General features: G+C 68.4%; 18 protein-coding genes and 2 pseudogenes. 9 read left to right on the forward strand and 11 right to left on the reverse strand.

What is annotated here, in order from left to right; all coding sequences use genetic code 11:
* The first annotated feature begins 6 nt into the window (after window positions 1-6).
* Window positions 7-267, forward strand: coding sequence for a hypothetical protein (locus tag OJ254_RS24040; RefSeq protein ID WP_265364009.1), 261 nt, complete (start codon window positions 7-9; stop codon window positions 265-267).
* Between the two features lie 157 nt (window positions 268-424).
* Here the strand turns inward: OJ254_RS24040 and OJ254_RS24045 are convergent, their stop codons facing one another.
* Window positions 425-682, reverse strand: coding sequence for a hypothetical protein (locus OJ254_RS24045; protein ID WP_265364010.1), 258 nt, complete (start codon window positions 680-682; stop codon window positions 425-427).
* Window positions 683-778: 96 nt separating this feature from the next.
* The gene (locus tag OJ254_RS24050) at window positions 779-1,432 is read right to left on the reverse strand and encodes a DUF3159 domain-containing protein (RefSeq protein ID WP_265364011.1); all 654 of its coding nucleotides are present in this window, start codon (window positions 1,430-1,432) and stop codon (window positions 779-781) included.
* Between the two features lie 346 nt (window positions 1,433-1,778).
* Between OJ254_RS24050 and OJ254_RS24055 the strand changes: the two are divergent.
* Both OJ254_RS24055 and OJ254_RS24060 read left to right on the forward strand, forming a co-directional pair.
* A pseudogene (locus OJ254_RS24055) lies at window positions 1,779-2,456 on the forward strand (DUF4419 domain-containing protein); the annotation flags it as partial.
* Between the two features lie 104 nt (window positions 2,457-2,560).
* Entirely contained in the window at window positions 2,561-3,295 is a 735-nt protein-coding gene (locus tag OJ254_RS24060) for a DUF4419 domain-containing protein (RefSeq protein WP_265364012.1), read from the forward strand.
* Window positions 3,296-3,310: 15 nt separating this feature from the next.
* Here OJ254_RS24060 and OJ254_RS24065 read toward each other — a convergent pair whose 3' ends face one another.
* A complete protein-coding gene (locus tag OJ254_RS24065; RefSeq protein ID WP_265364013.1) occupies window positions 3,311-4,378 on the reverse strand; it encodes an NAD(P)H-binding protein in 1,068 nt (355 codons plus the stop codon).
* Window positions 4,379-4,607: 229 nt separating this feature from the next.
* Window positions 4,608-5,684, reverse strand: a complete 1,077-nt coding sequence (locus OJ254_RS24070; RefSeq protein ID WP_265364014.1) for a mechanosensitive ion channel family protein — start codon at window positions 5,682-5,684, stop codon at window positions 4,608-4,610.
* Window positions 5,685-6,197: 513 nt separating this feature from the next.
* Here OJ254_RS24070 and OJ254_RS24075 point away from each other — a divergent pair.
* Window positions 6,198-6,479, forward strand: a complete 282-nt coding sequence (locus OJ254_RS24075; RefSeq protein WP_265364015.1) for a DUF6355 family natural product biosynthesis protein — start codon at window positions 6,198-6,200, stop codon at window positions 6,477-6,479.
* Between the two features lie 128 nt (window positions 6,480-6,607).
* On the opposite strand, the gene OJ254_RS24080 is transcribed toward OJ254_RS24075, so the two are convergent.
* The 4 genes from OJ254_RS24080 to OJ254_RS24095 form a co-directional block, all read right to left on the reverse strand.
* Window positions 6,608-6,880, reverse strand: a complete 273-nt coding sequence (locus tag OJ254_RS24080) for a hypothetical protein (RefSeq protein WP_265364016.1) — start codon at window positions 6,878-6,880, stop codon at window positions 6,608-6,610.
* A 277-nt stretch (window positions 6,881-7,157) separates the two neighbouring features.
* Window positions 7,158-8,084, reverse strand: coding sequence for a DMT family transporter (locus OJ254_RS24085; RefSeq protein WP_265364017.1), 927 nt, complete (start codon window positions 8,082-8,084; stop codon window positions 7,158-7,160).
* A 635-nt stretch (window positions 8,085-8,719) separates the two neighbouring features.
* Window positions 8,720-9,466 (reverse strand): VC0807 family protein, encoded by a 747-nt coding sequence (locus OJ254_RS24090; protein ID WP_265364018.1) that lies wholly within the window; start codon window positions 9,464-9,466, stop codon window positions 8,720-8,722.
* A 415-nt stretch (window positions 9,467-9,881) separates the two neighbouring features.
* Window positions 9,882-10,151, reverse strand: a complete 270-nt coding sequence (locus OJ254_RS24095) for a hypothetical protein (protein ID WP_265364019.1) — start codon at window positions 10,149-10,151, stop codon at window positions 9,882-9,884.
* Window positions 10,152-10,593: 442 nt separating this feature from the next.
* Between OJ254_RS24095 and OJ254_RS24100 the strand changes: the two genes are divergently transcribed.
* Window positions 10,594-11,175: a SixA phosphatase family protein gene (locus OJ254_RS24100; protein ID WP_265364020.1), complete on the forward strand. Its 582-nt coding sequence runs from the start codon at window positions 10,594-10,596 to the stop codon at window positions 11,173-11,175.
* Window positions 11,176-11,253: 78 nt separating this feature from the next.
* Here OJ254_RS24100 and OJ254_RS24105 read toward each other — a convergent pair whose 3' ends face one another.
* Entirely contained in the window at window positions 11,254-12,315 is a 1,062-nt protein-coding gene (locus tag OJ254_RS24105; RefSeq protein WP_265364021.1) for an FAD-dependent monooxygenase, read from the reverse strand.
* Between the two features lie 183 nt (window positions 12,316-12,498).
* On the opposite strand from OJ254_RS24105, the gene OJ254_RS24110 reads away from it, so the two are divergent.
* The 4 genes and pseudogenes from OJ254_RS24110 to qcrB all read left to right on the forward strand — a co-directional run bounded on the left by OJ254_RS24110 (window position 12,499) and on the right by qcrB (window position 16,807).
* Complete coding sequence (locus OJ254_RS24110; RefSeq protein WP_030417210.1) at window positions 12,499-12,987, forward strand: TetR/AcrR family transcriptional regulator; 489 nt, start codon at window positions 12,499-12,501, stop codon at window positions 12,985-12,987.
* A 488-nt stretch (window positions 12,988-13,475) separates the two neighbouring features.
* Window positions 13,476-14,162 (forward strand): hemerythrin domain-containing protein, encoded by a 687-nt coding sequence (locus OJ254_RS24115; protein ID WP_265364022.1) that lies wholly within the window; start codon window positions 13,476-13,478, stop codon window positions 14,160-14,162.
* 531 nt (window positions 14,163-14,693) lie between these two features.
* Window positions 14,694-15,014 carry a phage holin family protein gene (locus OJ254_RS24120; RefSeq protein ID WP_265364023.1) on the forward strand — a complete coding sequence of 107 codons (321 nt, stop codon included), beginning with the start codon at window positions 14,694-14,696 and terminating at the stop codon, window positions 15,012-15,014.
* 141 nt (window positions 15,015-15,155) lie between these two features.
* Window positions 15,156-16,807, forward strand: a pseudogene (gene qcrB, locus OJ254_RS24125) (cytochrome bc1 complex cytochrome b subunit).
* Window positions 16,808-16,935: 128 nt separating this feature from the next.
* Here qcrB and ctaF read toward each other — a convergent pair.
* A complete protein-coding gene (gene ctaF / locus OJ254_RS24130) occupies window positions 16,936-17,325 on the reverse strand; it encodes an aa3-type cytochrome oxidase subunit IV (RefSeq protein ID WP_265364024.1) in 390 nt (129 codons plus the stop codon).
* Entirely contained in the window at window positions 17,322-19,040 is a 1,719-nt protein-coding gene (ctaD, locus tag OJ254_RS24135; protein ID WP_265364025.1) for an aa3-type cytochrome oxidase subunit I, read from the reverse strand. The genes ctaF and ctaD overlap by 4 nt, the downstream gene beginning before the upstream one ends.
* Window positions 19,041-19,075 lie beyond the last annotated feature (35 nt).

Consider the following 19,075-nt stretch of genomic DNA (forward strand, 5'->3'; position numbering starts at 1 on the left):
TGGACTGTGGAGGAAGACATCATTTGGGCCGGCAACCCCCGGCCGGCTGCCGACGCCACGCCCGCACTGCACGAGGACGGCGACCAGATCGTCTTCCGAGGCCGGCTGAACCTCACCGGAGACGGAGCGGCCTTCCTGCACCTGGGTAGCGGTAGCCAAATCCTCTTCGACCTCGCCGACCCACCACCTCCGGACGAAGCCCATGGGACATGGGTCGAGGTCCGCGTCGGGCGGGAGAGCGTCAGCCTGTGGCCCTACGTCGTCTGAGGTGGCCAGAGGGGTCTCTGATGGTGGGCGGCGGGCCTCTTTCGCATCGTTGACGTACCCCCCTGTGGAGCTAAGACGGCCCCCACGTACAGGTCACCGGTCAACTTCCGCGGAGTGCTCGCGCTTCGTCCGCGGAGGGCGTGGTGCGTACAGGTGATCACGGCCTGACCTCCTCGGGCGCAGGCTCGACGAGCTCCCAGGTCTGCTGCTTGAGCGCCATGCGTGCGGCGGGTGCCCGGCCCGGGATGCTCGCCCAGTACGGGTGCGTGGCGATCCGCACCGACAACTGCTGCAGTCTGCGGCGCAGCACCGTGGTCTGGGATGGGTTTTCCTCGTGCGAAAGCTCTCGGTACGCGGTGTACCAGGCGCGCTGAGCCTGCACGAGATCTTCAGGGAAGGCGTAGGGAGGAGTCACACGAAGATTGCATCACATGTTCGAATTGCGGTGCAGCACACGTACGGGTGAATCCGGCCCTCTCCCTCCTCGCGTCGATGGGCCGCCCCCCGACGCCTACGTGGCAGCCGAGGCAGCCGACTGCTGAGCTCGCGCCCGGGCCTGGTCCGGGTACCACCTCGTGAAGCGGACCGCGCCCACGAGCAACGCGATCGGGATGATCCAGTTCAACCAGTCCGCCCCTGACGTGGTGTGCAGGGCGAGGACACCGAGCAAGGCCGTCACCAGGAACACCGCTCCCCACACCGCCGTCAGCACCCGGTTGACGTGCCGGAAGAGCGGGCTCCCCCAGTACACGCGGGGCACGGACTCCCGGGCGTACTGCTCGGTGAACGGCATGAAGGCGAGGGATGTGAAGGCCACAACGGCCAGGACCCCGGCGGACAGGGTCTGGGCGTACGTCTCCAGCCAGATCAGGGCGTGACGGTCGAGGACCAGCGACAGGATGCAGATGACGGCGAAGAAAAGCAGACCGGCGATGTCCAGGATCTTCAGGCTGCGGCGCCGGATGTCGGGGATGCTGGCACCGATCGCCGTGATGAGCGCGGCGAGCGCCGCAAAACCCCACGAACTGGGGCTCGCCACCACGGCGAAAATGATCCAAGGGGCGAAGCCGAGGAAGAGGTTGAGACCCCGGGTGGCGTCGGGGCGTTGCGGCTCGCTCGGTGACGGCGCGTCGTCGGGCTTGGGCGTCGTGTCAGGGTGGCTCATACGAAACCTCCGGTCGGCTCCGTCCGGTCCGGCGTCCCTGTTGCCATGCTGTGCTCCACGGACCGCGGTCGCATCCGGTGCGGCCCCCGACTCGCCAACCCGCCACTACGGTGAGTGGCAGTTGCTCGACGCCGAGCAAACACCCGGAGCGAGGATTCGACGACGAGATCACCGAGCCGATCGACGAGAGGCCTCCATGCCACGCTGGGGCCGCACCGATGTTGAGTTCAGCTCTCTGCCGGTCGTCAGCGTTCGACCTTCGACGTTCTAAGATCACGGACGATCGCCGTGCATCAGGCCCTTCGGATCGGCGTATCAGGGAGCGGAGGGGGACCGAGGGGTACCGATGGCATACGAGATAGACCTGCCGCTGGACGAAGAGGGCGGAGAAGGCGGAGAAGGCGGAGAAGGCGGAGAAGGCGGAGAAGGCGGAGCATACGAAGCGAGTGAAGTAGACCGAGCGGACGACAAGGCCGCCAGGCTCGGCGCGGAACTCACCGAACTCGGCAACGAGAGATTCCTACGGGCGACGCTCCGCGACCAACCGCCGGCGCACCTTTTTCACCACCGCAGCACCGACCGCCTCATAGGCTGGCCCACCAGCGCACCGGACATCGCCGAACCCACCTCCAGCCTCCTGCTCCGCGCCCTTCACATCTGCTTCACCGCTCACCTCCCCCTGAGCCTCTCGCCCGACGTCCTCTGGTACGCCGTCGTGCACGAGGTAGCCGTACACATCCGACTGAACCCGGAGACGTACGAGGGCATCTTCACGGAGACGCCCGGACACCGGCAGACCATCGTCGTACGGGACGACCTGGCCCCGCTGGACTGGGAGCGCTCGATCAACCTCGTCCAACAGCCACTGCGCGCCCGGATCGGTGACGAGGTCGCCGACCTCTTCCAGCCCACCTTCTCCACCACCACGGACGCGGACGCCACGGCCATGCTGGTGGCACTGATGGACGCAGTCAGCCCGTACTACCGCTTTCGGTGGGAGACCCTCTGCGGCATTCCGCGCATCCGACTGGAGGGCACGGACCGGGACTGGCGTCTGCTGGCGGCTCGGGTGCGGGAACTGGCGGGTGGTTCGAAGGGCTGCGGCCGTGGTTCACGGCACTGCAGCCGGTGCTGGACGCGATCTGGGCGACGGCGTCGGGGTGGGGTGTCGACCAGGACTTCTGGCGTTCCCTCTACAAGTGGGAATCGGCCTCGGGCGGCGACCGGGTCACGGGCTGGATCACCGCGTTCTTCGCCCACCGATACACCGACGACGGCCCGCGCCCGAAGCCGTCGTTCGGGCCGGGCACGACCGCCGAGGACGACTTCCCCTCGCACGTCTCCCAGGTCCCGTTCCGTTGGGAGACGCTAACGGGAACGTTGGACATGGCGTTCCTCGGAGGCGTCCTCGGTATTGAGCGCGAGGGAGAGTGGATCCGACCCCAACTCGGCCACGCAGTGGTTGAGTTGGTCCCCGCCACCAATCCCAAGCCCAACCCCAAGCCCGCCACCGAATCGGACGGCGCACCGCATACCGAACCGGACGGCGAACGAGCGGACAGACCGTGCGGCGGCGTGCGCCTGCCCGAGCCCTGGACATTGGCGGATGTCCAGCGCCTCACCGGCTGCCCACAAGCCCATCTGCTCACCCCCGTCGGCACCGTCACCCACAACGGCAGCCCCCTCCAGGCCGACTACGCGATCAACCTCGACGGCATCTGCGCGGTCCGGACCAGCGACCGGAATGACGACAGCGAGGGCGACGGCAACTGGTATCTGGGCGATCTCGTCTCCGACGCCGGGGACATCCAGTGCTGGGCCTCCTACGGCCCGGACCTCGGCGACGCCCTGCGCGCTCTCTAACAGCCAGCCAGGAGGTCAACGGAAGTCGGCAGCATGGTCAACGGCCCATTGGCGCAAAGTCCGTGCCGGCCGCCCGGCCACGTCCTCGACCGTGGTGGTCGTGACCGGACGCGGGGCGTCAAGCATCTCCGCGTACCCGTCCAGCAGGGTGTCCACGAAGGAGTCGGGGAAGGTGTCGTCGGCAAGCAGCTGCTGGCGGGCGGCCTCCCGTGACAGTTCCTCCCACCGGAGAGGCCGTCCGATGGCCTCTCCGATGATGCGCACCTGATCGACCTGGGTCTGGATTTCGGGCCCGGTCAGTGCGTAGACCGCCTTGTCGTGGCCCTCCTCGGTCAAGGCGCGTACGGCGACGGCGGCGATGTCGGCCTCGTGCAGCAGCGCCATGGGCACCGCTCCGTAGGCGCCGCGCACCACGTCGCCGGTGCGGACCTGGTCGGCCCACCAGAGGGTGTTGCTGGCGAAGGTGGTGGGACGTAGGTGCGTCCAGCCGAGTTCCGACCGTTCGATGAGGTGCTCCACCGCGGCGTGCGAGCGGCCTACCGGGTGCCGCTGTTGCTCGGGGGCGATCCCGTCCTGAACGGCCCCCGAGGAGAGGAAGACGACGTGGTCTACGTGCCGCCGTAGCGCATCGACGACAGCGGGCGCGGCGTCAGCCGTATGAAAGGGCCACATGAGGAAGGCCCGGTCAACGCCCTCCAGTGCCTCTTCCAGGCCGCGGGCGTCGGCCAGGTCGCCGGCCCGTACCTCGATGCCGCCGTACCCGAGGCCAGCCGAATCCGGGTGCCGGGTCAGGGCCCGTACATGGACACCTACGCCTACATCAGTCGCCAACAACTGAGTGACTACCTGGCGGCCCACGTTTCCCGTCGCGCCAATAACCAGCACGGTGCGCTCCGCCGCGCCCACAGCCGCACGGTTCATGACCGCACCCGTGTCCATCGCGGTATCCCTATCCATATCCATCGCGCTCCCTCTCTGCAGGCGGTGTCTGTCCCGCTTGTCACCGCCCACAGTGCGCAACGGAGCGCCGGGACCCGCCACCACTGCGGGGATGTCGGCGGATACCAGCATGTCGAGGGCCATGGCGACGGATACCGTCATGAGAGGTGGAGACGGACCAGGATTGGTGGAGACGGACCAGGACTGGAGGAAACAGACCACGACTGGTGGAGACAGGCCAGGACTGGTGGAGCCGGGTCAGGAGCCGCACCGGCACCCGCGCCAGGCGCAGGCGAGGACCCGACCGCCACCCGCCACCCGATCCCCGCCCCCACCTCACCTCACCTCACCTCACCTCACTGCCTACCACCGCCTACAACACCGGGTCCGACGTCCCCCGTTGCTGTGGAATCGCAACGCCCTCCGGGTGCTGTAGTGCCACCGTCCGTGTCGGCGCGGGAATCCTGATGCCCTCGTCCCGGTACCGCTGGTGCAGCCGCTTGATGAATTCATGCTTGATCCGATACTGGTCGCTGAATTCACCCACTCCCAGAATCACCGTAAGGCCGATCCGAGAGTCCCCGAAGGTGTGGAAACGAACGGCCGGTTCGTGTTCCGGAACGGCGCCGCTGACGTCGGTCATCACGCTCTTGACGACCTCCAAGGTGACCCGCTCGACGTGTTCAAGGTCACTGTCGTAGCCAACGCCAACCTGGACGAGGATCGACAACTGCTGTTCCGGCCGAGTGAAGTTGGTCATGTTGGTGCCGGCCAGCTGGGCATTCGGGATAATCACCAGGTTGTTGGAGAGCTGGCGCACCACGGTGTTACGCCAGTTGATGTCGACGACGTATCCCTCCTCCCCACTGCTGAGCCGAATGTAGTCACCGGGCTGCACGGTCTTCGAAGCCAATACGTGCACGCCGGCGAAGAGATTGGCGAGGGTGTCCTGCAATGCCAGGGCGACCGCCAGGCCACCCACACCGAGTGCGGTGAGCAGAGGGGCAATGGAAATGCCCAGGGTCTGCAGGATGACCAGAACACCCATTGCCAGCACCACGATGCGGGTGATGTTGGCGAAAATGGTGGCCGATCCGGCCACGCCGGATCGTGACTGGGCCAGCGACCTCACGAGCCGGGTGATCATCCGGGCCGCGGTCAGCGTGACGACCAGGATGAGCAGCACGGTCAGCGTCCGGTTGACGTTCCGTCCGACCGTTGGCGTCAGCGGCAGCGCAGCGGCCGCAGCCGCCAGACCGCCGGATATCGCCGCCCAGGGCACCACGGATCGCAGTGAATCGACAATGACGTCGTCGCCGCTCCATCGCGTTCTGCTCGCGTGCTTTCCCAGCCACCGCAACACCGCTTTGCACAAGAGCCCGGCGACGATACCGGCAATGAGCGCGGCACCGGCAATGATCAGGTCATGCAGCGTGACAGCACGGTTCACCGGTCAACCCCCACTCCCGGGAAGTGCAGCCCTGCCACTGCCACGCATCGCATGTGATGCTCCATCATTCGGTTTTACCTGCTTGTCTCTAGGACTTCGAATGCGCCGGGGCCCGACCGCAGACGTGTGCGCGTACGTGTACGTGTCCATGTACGTAGACGAAGACGTGAACGTCCCGCAAGACGTAGTAGTCCTGACGCGATCAGTCATCCTGCCGCACGCGACGCGATACGCATCGAGCACCCCAGGAGAAACCAACCACCCCTGCCCGCCCGCCTCCATCGGGCCTGCGCTCACTACGAACCCCACCCCATACTCCGGGCCCCGATCTGGCCCATTCTGCCGTCACCCACACGTGCGGTCCTGCGCATGGACGATTCCGCGAGGGGGAGTCATGCGGAGCCGCACGCGTCGACCGACACGGCGGCGGACCAACTGGTGTTGTGAGAAGGGCCGACTCAGGCCGTAAGAACGAACAAAGGCACCAAGTCTATCTCTGAGAAAGGGTGTTCCATGCGCCGCTTTGCCGCTCTCCTGCTCGGTGCCGCCGCATTCTACGGTGCGGTCACCTCCGCACCTGGTCAGGCCATCGCCCTGGCCAAGGAACCATGTGGCTTCTACAAGACGGGCAGTGATGCGTACTACCGCCACTGCACCACGGACGGTTCGCACGTCGTGATCAAGGTGGAGGTCGCCTGGGCCCCCGACTACCAGCGCTGCGTGGGCCCGGGCCGTACGTGGCTGGGCTCCGCTTCCAGGATCCAGGGCGCGCACTACGTCGGACGCACCTGCTGACCAGCCATGAGCTGCCCCTCCTGCTCCGGCCCGCTGCGACGGCTCGTCCGCCGACCGTCAGACCGGCAACCGTCAGCCATCGGCCGTCAGCCGTCGCAGCACACGGGAATGACGGGGCCTCGGCTGGCTCAGAAGGGAACGGCCACCCCAGCCTCTCTCATTCGGCTCAGGGCGCGGCCCATACACTCGGCGACCGAGGCGCCGTCAGCTCTCATCGGCGGCAACGGCCCACCACCGGCGGCGAAGGTCCACGCTGGCCGGCCCTCGCGCAGGCGCTCCGCATCGATGCGGATCATGGCCCCGATCCCCTGCTCACCGAGCCACTCCAGGATGAGCAGCGTCGCATCCTCGACGCCGCTGTCCAGATCTACCGTGGGCCACCGCCCCGTCCCCTTGCCCATGGCAGCACCCTACTTGGCCGGTCGGGACTACGACGTGGGTGCGCTCAGGCGACGAGGCAACCCAACAGGCAGGGAACGTAGGCCGAAAGGCAGGGGACGCAGGCCGAAAGGCAGGGGACGCAGGCGAAACGGCAGGGGCGTAGGCGGCAAGCGGCAAGCGGCAAGCGGCAAGCGGCAAGCGGCAAGCGGCAAGCGATGTTGTCCCGATGGCGCAGGCGCTGGTGTCCGGTAAGGGTGCCGTCCTAGGTGCAGGGCCTGCACGAGGACGGGCGGGCCGTCAGGTGGCGGTGCCTCCCGGAGTCGGCCCTTGCTCCTCCGTCCTGGACGCTCCCCCCTCCCCCTCCCGCTCTCTCTCGTCTTCCATCTGGACCCTTGGCAGGATGAGCACGCCCCAAGTGACCAGCACTGCCCCGATCGCCTCCGGGATCAGCCACCATCCGGTGCGTACGCGGTCTCCGTAGACCACGATGCCCAGGGCCAGGCTGACGAGGGCCTCTCCCAGGGTGAGGACGGGCTGGGAGACCACCAGCGGGCCGGATTCCAGCGCGTTGGCCAGCAGAAACAGTGCGCATGCCCCGGCCGCCACAAATCCGTAGGTCTGCCAGGAGGCGAAGAAGGCGCTCGGGCCGTGCTGGTTGAACGTGTCGGTCGCGGACTTCATCAAGGTTGCCGTCAGGGCGTAACCGATCGCGGAGGCGGCGCTGAAGAGGGCCGCGCGGGCCTTCCCCCGCGGACGAGGCGCCGCTGCCGCGGCACACAGCGTGATGGCGCCGACGGTGGCCAACAGCGTCACCACCCACGTGGCCGACGAAACCTCGGTGCCCGCACCGGACGGCGCGGCAGCTGCCAGCGCCAGACCGAGGCCGACGGCGACGCTCAGGGAACCGGCCCAGCCGGCCGCCGGAAGCCGTCGGCGGGCCAGCGCGCAGGCGATCACGAGCGCCAGCGGCAGTTCGGTCACCAGGATCGGCTGGACCAGGACGAGCGAACCCAGCGCCAGCGCCAGCGCCTGGCACGCCGCGGCGCCGACCACCACGGCGATCCCTCCGAGCCATGCCGGACTACGCACCAGGTGCCGGACCAACCTGGGGCTGAAGGCGTCACCCGCCGGTACGGTCCGTGCAGCCAGGCGCTGAAGCACGGTGCCCGTGGCATTGCCCACGGCCGCCAGCAGCGCGAACAGCGCAGACAACACAGCCGCCACCGTGCGGTCCCCTCGGGGTCGATTGGCCATTGGTCCCTGGCAGCAACCGTGGCAGAGCAACCCGCAACGCGCGCAGCACGGCACGCCACCAGATGAGGACGACGGCCACACCACGGCCGCACACTCCCGTCCGATAGGGGCCTGGCCTTCCCCCCTTTTCCCCCTCCCCTCCCCTCCCCCTCCCCTCCCCTCCCCTCCCCTTTTCCCTCCGCCCCCTCCGCCTCGCCCTCTCCTCCGCCTGGCCTCCGACCTCCGCCTCGCCTCTGCTCCACCTCGCCTCCGGCCTCCGCCCGGCCCCCTTCTCCACTGGGCTGCCTTCCCCCTCCTCCACCTCGGCTGCCTTCCCCCTTCTCGCCCCCGCCCCGGCTGCCTTCCTCCTCCTCGCCCCGCCCCCGCCTCGTCCTGGGCTGCCCCGGCGTAAGGCGACCTGGCGTGTGGGCATGAACCGCGGGTGTGGTCCGTGGCTGGTGCCTGGGCTGAGCCGGTGGCCGATATGGGGAAGGCGAGGTCGTTGGTCTGGGGCAGGCCGTGGCTGTCGGTGCCGGAAGCCCCAAGGTGGCAGGCACAGGTACGGGTCGCAGGCTCATAGGCAGCATGGCGGCCGATATGTAGACGGCGTGGTGACTGACCGCTGCTCATGAGCCGAAGAGGGATATGCCGTGGCTCTTGTGGAAGGCGCGGCTGTGGTGCGCGGTGAGTGCCACCGTGGCAGCCAATATGCCGAGGGACTGGAAGCGGCCGATCACGGGCACCAGGTCAACGGGCAGCGCCAATGCCTCGACGGTGCTCAATGCGGCGTCGAGCAGTTGCGCGGCGCCCCACAGCACCGTGAGTCCGCGGAGCGCGGCACGGAAGTCCGGCCGCTCGCACCACATGCGTTCCGCCGCTTCCTCCGCACCCGGCCCGCGTAGTCGGCGTCCGAACTGGTACGCCAACGGCCGGGCCGCGAAGAGCGAGCTCAGGATCCATACCCCCAGGACGGCGGGGATGGCCGCGTCCTTCAGCAGCAGTATCCGCGGGCTGCCGCTGATCAGTGAGGTGACGGCCGACACGACCAGCAGGCCGACCACGAGTAGGTCGAAGAATTCGACGCGTCGGCGTATCACGGCGGTGCCTACTGCGTGCGCCGCCGGGATGGCACCGCTCAACAGCAACGCCTGCCACTGGGCGACGTCCTGCGCGCGTAGCACGTAGTACACGACGAAGGGCAGAAGGATGTTGACGATCAGCGGGATGAGGAAGGCGCGCCTTCGGTGTCTGCCGTCCGTATTCGTGGCGTCCACGCCTTCCGTGGCTGCCGTGCCATCGAAGGATTTCATGGCCTCCGCGTCACCCGTGCTTTTCATACCCGCCATGGATTTCCTGCCTTCCACGGTGTTCATGAGTCCCCCAGCTGTCCGAACGAAGTAGAGAAGTAGAGAAGTAGAGATGACGAGGTGTGTGGCCGTGCAGCACAACCGTCACGACCACTTGCCTCGACGTTAGGAGTTGGGAGGGTGGAGAGGCGTCGGCCCCAGGGTTGGTCCGGCGGTCGTGGTTCTCCACCCGTGCTCCTCAACCGCTGGGTGGACCTCGACCTGCTGGCCGGTCCACGTTCGGCAAGATGGCGATGGCTGTCGCCTGCAGCAGGCCTACGGCAGCGCTCGACACGGGCACCGGGTGTTGGTGCCCGTAGCGGTACGGGCACCAGCACGGGCAGCCAATGGCGTCCGCGCACTTCACGGGGGACACGCTGGAGACACACTCGGTGCCGTAAAGCCACGTCAGGCCACAGCCACACCGATTCGCGCCGGCATCTCAGACCAGGACGAAGAGAAGCAGTGGCACGACCGACGCGGAGGCTGCGGTACCGACCCAGGCGACCGAGAACCGCGCCTTGCGCCAACGCATGGTCCAGGGGAAGGCGCAGGTGAGCAGGGCAAGGCATGCGCCGGTCGCATAGAGGAAGGGTGCGCTGATCAGGGGGACGGTCACGTTGGCCGGACAGTGATCCGGGCCGCAGGAATCCGTGGCCATGGTGGCGAAGGCGTAGAGGGTGAAGGCCGGGAGGTAGAGACCGCCGATCACCCCGATTGCGACCAGCGGTGGGCACCACCAAAACGGGTCGCGGAGCCGACGTGCCGGGGAGGGGACGGGGCCGGGGAGGGGCATGGCAGGGTGGGGCGCCGGGGGCACGGTGGCAGGTGCGGCGTGGCGGTGGGCGACGGGCTCTGGCGCGTATGGGGTGGGGGCAGGGTGAGGCGGCAGAGCAGTTGCGTCGTCGGTCATGGGGTGAGTCAACGTGGCCGGAGAGCGTGGTTGCCAGGGGGCAGGTACTCAGGTGGGCTGATGGTGGAGGGGGCTACGTACTTAACCGTCGAGCGGCTGCCGGTCCACCTAGCGCCCGTCAGCACGGAGCACGGAGCACCCAGCACCGAGCACCGAGCACCGAGCAGCAGCATGAGCGACAGCATCGACCGGGCCGGGCTCCACGCCCCGCGCCCACCGTGCCCCGGAGGACAATGAAGGCATGACGACGCCCATTCCTGCCCGGCTGGTGGTCCTGCGCCACGCCAAGTCAGCCTGGCCGCCGGACGTGCCTGATCACGAGCGCCCGCTGGGCAAGCGTGGCCGCAGGGATGCACCTGCGGCCGGGCGCCGGCTGCTGGCGGACGGGTGGGTGCCTGACCTCGTCCTGTGCTCCACGGCCCGCCGCACCCGCGAGACCTGGGACCTCGTCGCACCGGAGCTCGACGCCCGACCGGAGGTGGTCTTCGAGCCACGGGTCTACGGAGCGAGCGCCGCCGAGCTGCTCAATGTGTTGCGCGAGGTTCCGGAGCAGCGGCGGACGGTGCTGTTGATCAGTCATCAGCCGGGCGTCCAGGACGTGGTGCTGGCGCTGGCGGAACAGGGAAAGGGAGAGGGAAAGCAAGAGGAAGAGGGGGGCAGGGACGCGGACGGGGACGGGGAGGCGTTGGGGCGGGTGCGTGCGAAGTTCCCTACGTCGGGGATTGCGGTCCTAGGTCTGCGGGGCGCCTGGGCGGACCTCGCGCCGGGCACCGCCACCCTCACGGACTTCACCGTCCCGCGCGGCGAAGCTCCTGGGAAGTGACCCGAAGCGCTCAGTTCGCGCTTCCCTCTTCGCCACCCACCGACCAAGCGGCGGCGACCAGTAGCCACCGGCCGGCCATCATCGCCCCCCGCCCCCGAACATCGCCGCCCCCTCCACCCCCGTCGCCTGGTTTTCCGCGACGTACGGCCGCAGTTCCGCCTCGTAGGCGGCGAAGGCGGTCGTGTGGTCGCCGTTCGCGCCGGCCAGGTGTCGGGCCAGCGTCCGGGCGCCGATCAGGGCCTGGGAGGTGCCCATTCCGCTGGTGGGCGCGGCGCAGTAGCCCGCGTCGCCGAGCAGGGCGACCCGGCCCTGCGACCAGCGGTCCAGGTGGACCTGGCAGGCTGAGGAGAAGTAGAAGTCGTCGGCCTCGCTCATGGCGTCCAGCAGTCGCGGCGCTTCCCAGCCGCGTCCCGCGAACGCGGTGCGCAGCGCCCGCTCCTGTTCCTCCCGGCCGCAGCGGTCCAGCGCGGGCGTCGGGGTGGCGAACGAGAGGCTGACCGTCAGCCGGTCCGCGTCGCTGGCGCTGAACGCGTAGATCGCCGTGTCGGGTGCATGCTGCAGCACACCGCTGCGGTCGAGGCCCAGGTAGTTCGCGGTGCTGAAGCCGGCGCCGGAGAGGCCGAGGTGGCGCACCGCGTCGGCGTGCGGGCCGAACGCGAGCTGCCGGACCTTCGAGTACACCCCGTCCGCCCCTATGACGAGGTCGAAGGTACGGGGCGCGCCGCGCTCGAACTCGACGGCGACGCCGGAGTCGTGCTGGGTGAGCGCGCTGATCGAGTCGTTGAAGACGTACTCCACGTCGTGCGTGGTGATCCGGTGCAGGATCCGGGTCAACTCCCGCTTCGGAACCTCCAGTTCGCCGGCGAACGCTTCGGCCGGGAGCATCCCGGTCTCGGTGCCGGCCTCGTCCACCAGGGATGTGCCGCGCATCTTGGTCTCGTGGCGGCGCACCTCGGCGAGGATGCCCAGGTCGTCGAGCACGTCGAACGCGGCGCCGCGGAAGTCGACCGCGTACCCGCTGTCCCGGAGGTCCGGGGCGCGTTCGACCACGGTGACGTCGTAGCCGTCGCGGTGCAGGAAGTAGGCGAGGGCGGGTCCGGCCACGCTCGCACCCGAGATCAGAACCGTTGCGTGAGTCATGGGAATGACCATAGCCAGGATTTGCCCAAATGGTCAAACCGCTTGGATAAACCATTTGGTCAACCAAGGGACGGAGCGGTGGATCGGTCGTGGAGGGCCGCCTTCAAGTCGACCAAGTGGCTGAACCAGCCGGATGAACCATGCGGCTGAACCATGCGGACAACCCTCGGATACGCTGCGGACATGGGAAATCGAGAGGACCTCCTCGCCGGCGCGAAGCAGTGCCTGATCGAACGCGGCTGGGCGCGGACCACCGTCCGGGACATCGCGGCAGCGGCCGGAGTCAGCCATGCCGCCATCGGCTACCACTTCGGGTCCCGGGACGCGCTGCTCACGCAGGCGCTCGTGAAGGCCGTGGACGAGCTCGGTGACGAGCTCGCGAGTCGCGCGCCCGAAGGTACCCCGGAGCAGCGCTGGCAGGCACTGATCGACAGCTTCACCACGCACCGGGCCCTGTGGGTGGCCCAGTTGGAGGCCGCGGTGCAGGCCGAACGGTCACCGGAGGTACGGGCGCACCTCGCCGAGGGGCAGCGCATGGCGCGGGAGGGTCTCGGGGGCTCGGTACCGCTCGCCCTGCTGAGCGGTCTGATGCTGCAGTGGCTGGTGGACCCGGAGAACGCGCCGTCGGGCGCGGAAGTCATCGCGGAACTACGCTCGACGTCCCTGGATTGATGTCCATGGATTGACGCCCATGGGGTGGCCGCCGCGGGTTGGCCCCCACGGGTTGGCCACTCCAAAGCCAACGTATGGCCGTGCCCCACCCCGCCGGACGGCCGGAGTCTTCGCCGGATGCAGAGCGGCGTCACCCTGGTGGACGACGACGGCCGGGATATTCCCACGGGGCTGGGGCGCCGTTTCTTCTGCGCGACGGACGAGACCGAGCCGGTCGGCGCGCCCCGATGGTCCGCGTCCGGAAGACGCGGCCATTCCGCCATCGCGGTGCGTCACCGTCAGCGTATTGGCCGCCGCCACGCTGACCACCCTCGCCTTCAGCGCGCCCGACACGGTGCGCTACATCAAGATGGACATGAGGTGAGAGACCATCCGAGGACGGTGGGCCGGTGAGCGAGGGAACGGCACAGGATCAACACCCGTGTCACCGCGAGGAAATTCGCCCCCTGGTGAAGCCTCCCCGCACCTACGCGAAGGAACGCTGACCGATGGGCCCCGTCTCGGACGCCCCAGACACCCCAGACACCCCGGATACCCCAGACACCCCGGGTACCCCGGGTACCCCGGGTACCCCAGACGCCTCGAACACCCCAGACACTCCAGGCACCTCGGATGCCCCGGACGTCATCGAGGAGCTCACCGCCGACCACCGCGCGGTACAGCGACTCTTCGACCGTATTCGCGCCGCCGCACCGGGAAGTGCCGCCCGTAAGGCCCTCGTCGAGCAGGTGTCCACCGCCCTGGTCCGGCACTTCGTCGCGGAGAAGGCGTACCTGTACCCCGCCGTGCGGGACCACGTGGCGGACGGGCGGCGGTGGGCCGAGAAGGGGTTGTCCGACCACCAGAACATCGAGGAGCTGCTGCACGAGCTGGAACAGCGGGAGGCGCAGGACGAGGACTTCACCGCCCTGGTCCTGACCCTGTCGACCGGGGTGACCAGTCACTTCCTCGACGAACAACAACGGCTCTTTCCCCGGCTGCAAGCCACCTGCCCCGCGCACACCCGGCGGGAGCTCGGCGAGAAGATCCGGCGGACGAGGAACAGCGCCCCGACCCACCCCCGGCCCAACGCCCCGGACTCCGCCCTGGCCACCCGCGCGGTGAGCCCCGGCCTCGGCCTGCTGGACGGAGTACGGGACTTCCTCACCCGACGGGGCCGCACCCGGCGGTCCTGAAGGCGGCTCGACAGTCCCGACGAACGGCTCGCCAGTCCGGACGGCCGGCTCGACAACCCGACGAGCGGCCCGACAGCCCGGACGGCCGGCCCGACAGCCCCGGACGAACGGCCCGACAACCCGGACGGCCGGCCCGACAGCCCGGAAGAGCGGCCCGACAAGCCGTCGTCCCGGCCGGCGCCCGGACCGCGGCCATGCGCCGGAAAGCGGCGCGCCAGGTGGGTGGCAGCCGCGCCCGGCCCGTTTGGCCGTGCCGTGGAGGTGTTACGGCTAGGCGGTGCGCTCGTGGTACGCGTCGAGAAAGGGCTCGTGTGATGGCCGAGCAGCATCCGGACCAAAACGGTGGCGTACCCGATCCGCCGGCCCAAGACGGTGGTGTGCCCGATCCGCCCGCCCAAAACGGTGGTGTACCCCATCCGCAGAACCAAAACAGCGGCGTACCCCATCCGCCGACCCAAAACGGCGGCGTACCCCATCCGCCGGCCCCCATGGGCAGGTTCTCCGGGGCGGCGGGACGGTTGATCCGAGGAGGTGGTCACCTTGGTCCAGGCGGAGCTCGAACGGGCGAGGGGCGAACTGACCGAAAGGGCCCGCGGGACGCGCCTGGGCTCCCTGGCCCTGACCGCCGGCGGTGTCTGCGCCTCGCTGGCGCTGCTGTCGGCCCATGAGGCGGTGCTGCGCGCGGCGGAACGGCACTGGCCGCCACCGCAGCGGGCCGCCGCCACCATGGCGCTCGGCTACGCCGCGGGTGCCGTGGCGCTCGCCTCGTTCGGCTGCTGGCGGCTGCGGAAGGCCCGCGCCGCCTCGCGCGAGGCGGCGGCGCAGATGATCCCCGACCGGACGGCCGACTGAGCCCGTACGCCAAAGAGTGCAGGTGGCGGCCGTCGGGCCCGGGCTCGATCGGCTCCGTGCGGTCGGGGTGCCCGGGTCCGTGCGCGTCGGTGCGGCGCTGGGCGCAGGGAGGCATCCGCAGGGGCGAAGAGGGAGTGGAGCATGCTGTTCCAGAAGCGGAAGGCCCGGCTTGCGGCGCAGGCCCGCGAGGCGGCCGTCACCAGCTACAGCGCGCTGGACCGCCGGGCCCCGGTCTCCGAACTGGCGAAGGAGCTGCTGCGCAAGGCCTTCCCGGACCACTGGTCCTTCCTGCTGGGCGAAATCGCGCTGTACAGCCTCGTGGTACTGGTGCTGACCGGAAGCTATCTGACGCTGTATTTCGAACCCAGCATGAGCCAGAGCACGTACCACGGTGCGTTCCACCCGCTGGACGGGCTCGTGATGACGGACGCCTATGCGTCGACCCTGGACATCAGTTTCGATGTCCGGGGCGGGCTGCTGATCCGGCAGATGCACCACTGGGCGGCCCTGGTGTTCGTGGCCGCGCTGGGCGTGCACATGCTGCGGGTGTTCTTCACCGGGGCCTTCCGCCGTCCCCGCGAAGTCAACTGGATGATCGGGGTGACGCTGTTCCTGCTCGCCCTGCTGGAGGGATTCGCCGGTTATTCCCTTCCCGACGACCTGCTGTCCGGCACGGGGCTGCGCACCGCGAACACCATCGTGCTGTCCATTCCCGTCGTGGGAACGTATCTGAGCTATTTCCTGTGGGGCGGGTCGTACCCCGGCCACATCCTGATTCCCCGGCTGTACACGGTGCATGTGCTGTTCGTGCCCGCGATTCTGATCGCCCTGCTCGGTGCGCATCTGGTGATGGTGGTCTATCTGAAGCACACTCAGTGGTCGGCCAGGGGGAAGACCAATCGGAACGCCGTCGGGCAGCCGATGTTCCCGCAGTTCACGGCCAAGTCCACCGGTCTGTGCCTGATGGTCTTCGGGGTGGTGGCCTGGCTGGGGGCGGTGGCCCAGATCAACCCGGTGTGGGACTACGGCCCCTATGTGGCGGACCAGGCGTCCACCGATGCCCAGCCGGACTGGTACGTGGGCTTCCTCGAAGGGGCGTTGCGGCTGATGCCCCGTGGGAGACCAATGTGGCGGGGCACACCATCATGTGGAACGTGCTCCTCCCGGCGGTGGTGCTGCCCGGTGTGCTCTTCCTCGTGCTCTACCTGTACCCGTACTTCGAGAAGTGGGTGACGGGTGACCTGATGGAGCATCACCTCTGTGACCGGCCGCGCGACCGCCCCACCCGTACGGGCCTGGGGGTCGCTGCGATCGTCTTCTACGCCGTGTTGCTGGTGGCCGGCGGCAACGACGTGGTCGCCGCGGTCTTCGAGGTCTCGGTCGAGGTGCTGACCTGGATCTTCCGCATCGCGGTGATCGTCGGCCCGATCCTCGCGTTCCTGATCACCAAGCGCTTCTGCCTGGCCCTGCAGGCCCACGACCGACAGCTGCTCGAAGAGGGCGAGGAGACCGGTCAGATCAGCCAGAACGTCTACGGTGGGATCGGCGAGAGCAACCGCCCGCTCGACACCGACCAGCGTTACCGCCTGCTGGTGCGGGACGTTCCCGCGCCGCTGGAGCATCCGGGCGAGCGGGCACCGCGCCGGCAGCGGCTGCGCGCCGTGCTGAGCGCCTGGTACTACCGCGACCGGGTCGACATGCCGGCCACCGCGGAGGAGCGTCTCCAGATTTCCGGAAAGACGATGGACCCGGTGGCCGGCGCGGGCCGGGCGGGCGAGGACGAGACTCCCTAGGGGGAACCGGTGGCTGCCGCCTCCCCAGGACGCCATCGAGGACATCCTGCGCGGCCTACGGGAACGCCGGACTGCCCGCCACTCCACTACGGGCGCCCCGGGAGGCTGGGAACCTTCAGCGGGCCCGTTCAGTCGTCGCGGCGGGCGAATTCGAAGACCATTCCGAAGATGGCGGACACGGTGACGCCGAGCCCGATGAGGAGCAGCCACACCGCGTAGACGAGGCCGAGTCCCGACAGTGCCACGCCCAGTGCGACCACGATCGGATAGCCGCTGTGCGGCGGGAAGAAGTCGAGTGGGCCGCTGCGCTCGTGGATCTCGGATTCCTGCCGGTCCTCCGGCCGTTCGCCCTTGCGGCGGTAGTTCACGACGCAGAAGAACGAGATGACGACCGCCATGAAGCAGGACACCGTGAGCGCGGCGATGCCGGCCGGTTCCCGGGCGAACCAGATGTACACCGCGTCGGTGAGCAGGAAGAAAAGCGCGACGCCCGCGAAGAGATACGCCTCGGCTTTCATTTCTGCTCGTCTCCCAAGGTGTCCGGGGTCGGTTGGGACGTTCCGCGTTCGCCCGGGGCGAGTTCGAGGTACTGGGGATGATGGAGGTCGAAGGCGGGCGAGTCGGAGCGGATCCGGGGAAGGGCCACGAAGTTGTGGCGGGGCGGCGGACACGAGGTGGCCCACTCCAGCGACCGTCCGAATCCCCATGGGTCGTCACTCTCCACCCTGGGCGCGTATTTCGCGGTCTTCCAGACGTTGTAGAGGAAGGGCAGCGTCGACAGGCCCAGCAGGAACGCACCGACCGAGGAGATGGTGTTCAGGAGGGTGAAGCCGTCGGCGGGGAGATAGTCGGCGTAGCGGCGCGGCATGCCCATCTCGCCGAGCCAGTGGTGGACGAGGAAGGTGGTCTGGAAGCCGATGAACAACGTCCAGAAGTGAATCCTCCCCAGTCGCTCGTCGAGCATCCGGCCGGTCCACTTCGGCCACCAGAAATAGAATCCGCCGAACATCGCGAAGACGATCGTGCCGAACAGCACATAGTGCAGATGCGCGACGATGAAGTACGTATCGGTGACCTGGAAGTCCATGGGTGGTGAGGCGATCAGCACACCGCTGAGGCCCCCGAGGAGAAAGGTCACCATGAATCCGACGGCCCAGAGCATCGGCGTCTCGAACGACAGGCTGCCCCGCCACATCGTCCCGATCCAGTTGAAGAACTTCACCCCGGTCGGTGCCGCGATCAGGAAGGACATCAGGGAGAAGAACGGCAGCAGCACCGCGCCCGTGGCGAACATGTGGTGCGCCCATACCGTGGCGGACAGCATGGTGATGGCGATCGTCGCGCCGACCATGCCGACGTATCCGAAGACCGGTTTGCGGCTGAAGACGGGCACGATCTCGGTCACCACACCGAAGAACGGCAGCGCGACGATATAGACCTCGGGGTGACCGAAGAACCAGAAAAGGTGCTGCCAGAGCAGCGCGCCGCCGTTGGCCGCGTCAAAGACGTGCGCACCGAGCCTCCGGTCGGCCAGCAGCACGAGGAGTGCGGCGGTGAGGACCGGAAAGGCGAGCAGCGCCAGAATGGAAGTGAACAGGATGTTCCAGGTGAAGATCGGCATCCGGAACATCGTCATTCCGGGGGCGCGCAGCGTGATGATGGTGGCGACGAAATTCACCGAGCCGAGGGTGGTGCTGAGACCGGCGACGACCAGGCCCGCCGCCCACAGGTCGCCGCCGGCACCCGGCGAGAAGACCTCGCTGTTCAGCGGTGCGTAGGCGAACCATCCGAAGGGGGCGGCACCGCCCGGCACGACGAATCCCGACACCACCATCAGCCCGCCGAAGAGGAAGAGCCAGTAGGTCAGGGCGTTGAGGCGGGGAAAGGCGACGTCGGGTGCGCCGATCTGCAGGGGCATGACGGCATTGGCGAACCCGGCGAACGTCGGGGTCGCGAAGAGCAGCATCATGACCGTGCCGTGAATGGTGAACAGCTGGTTGTACTGCTCATTGCTGACGATCTGCATGCCCGGTCGGGCCAGCTCCGCGCGCATCAGCATCGCGAGAATTCCGGCGAACAGGAAGAACCCGAAGGCGGTGACGAGATACATATTGCCGATCACCTTGTGATCGGTGGTCGTCAGGTACTTCCGGATCCTGCTGCCTGCTTTCACGCGCGGATTCTGGGAGGCGTCCAGCGGCTCCCGCCGCCGGTCGTGGTCCAGCTGCGACATCGCCCCTCCGAGACACTGGCGGCCGGCGGCGGGTT

Source organism: Streptomyces endophytica, from assembly GCF_026153355.1.
Classification (GTDB): domain Bacteria; phylum Actinomycetota; class Actinomycetes; order Streptomycetales; family Streptomycetaceae; genus Streptomyces; species Streptomyces endophytica.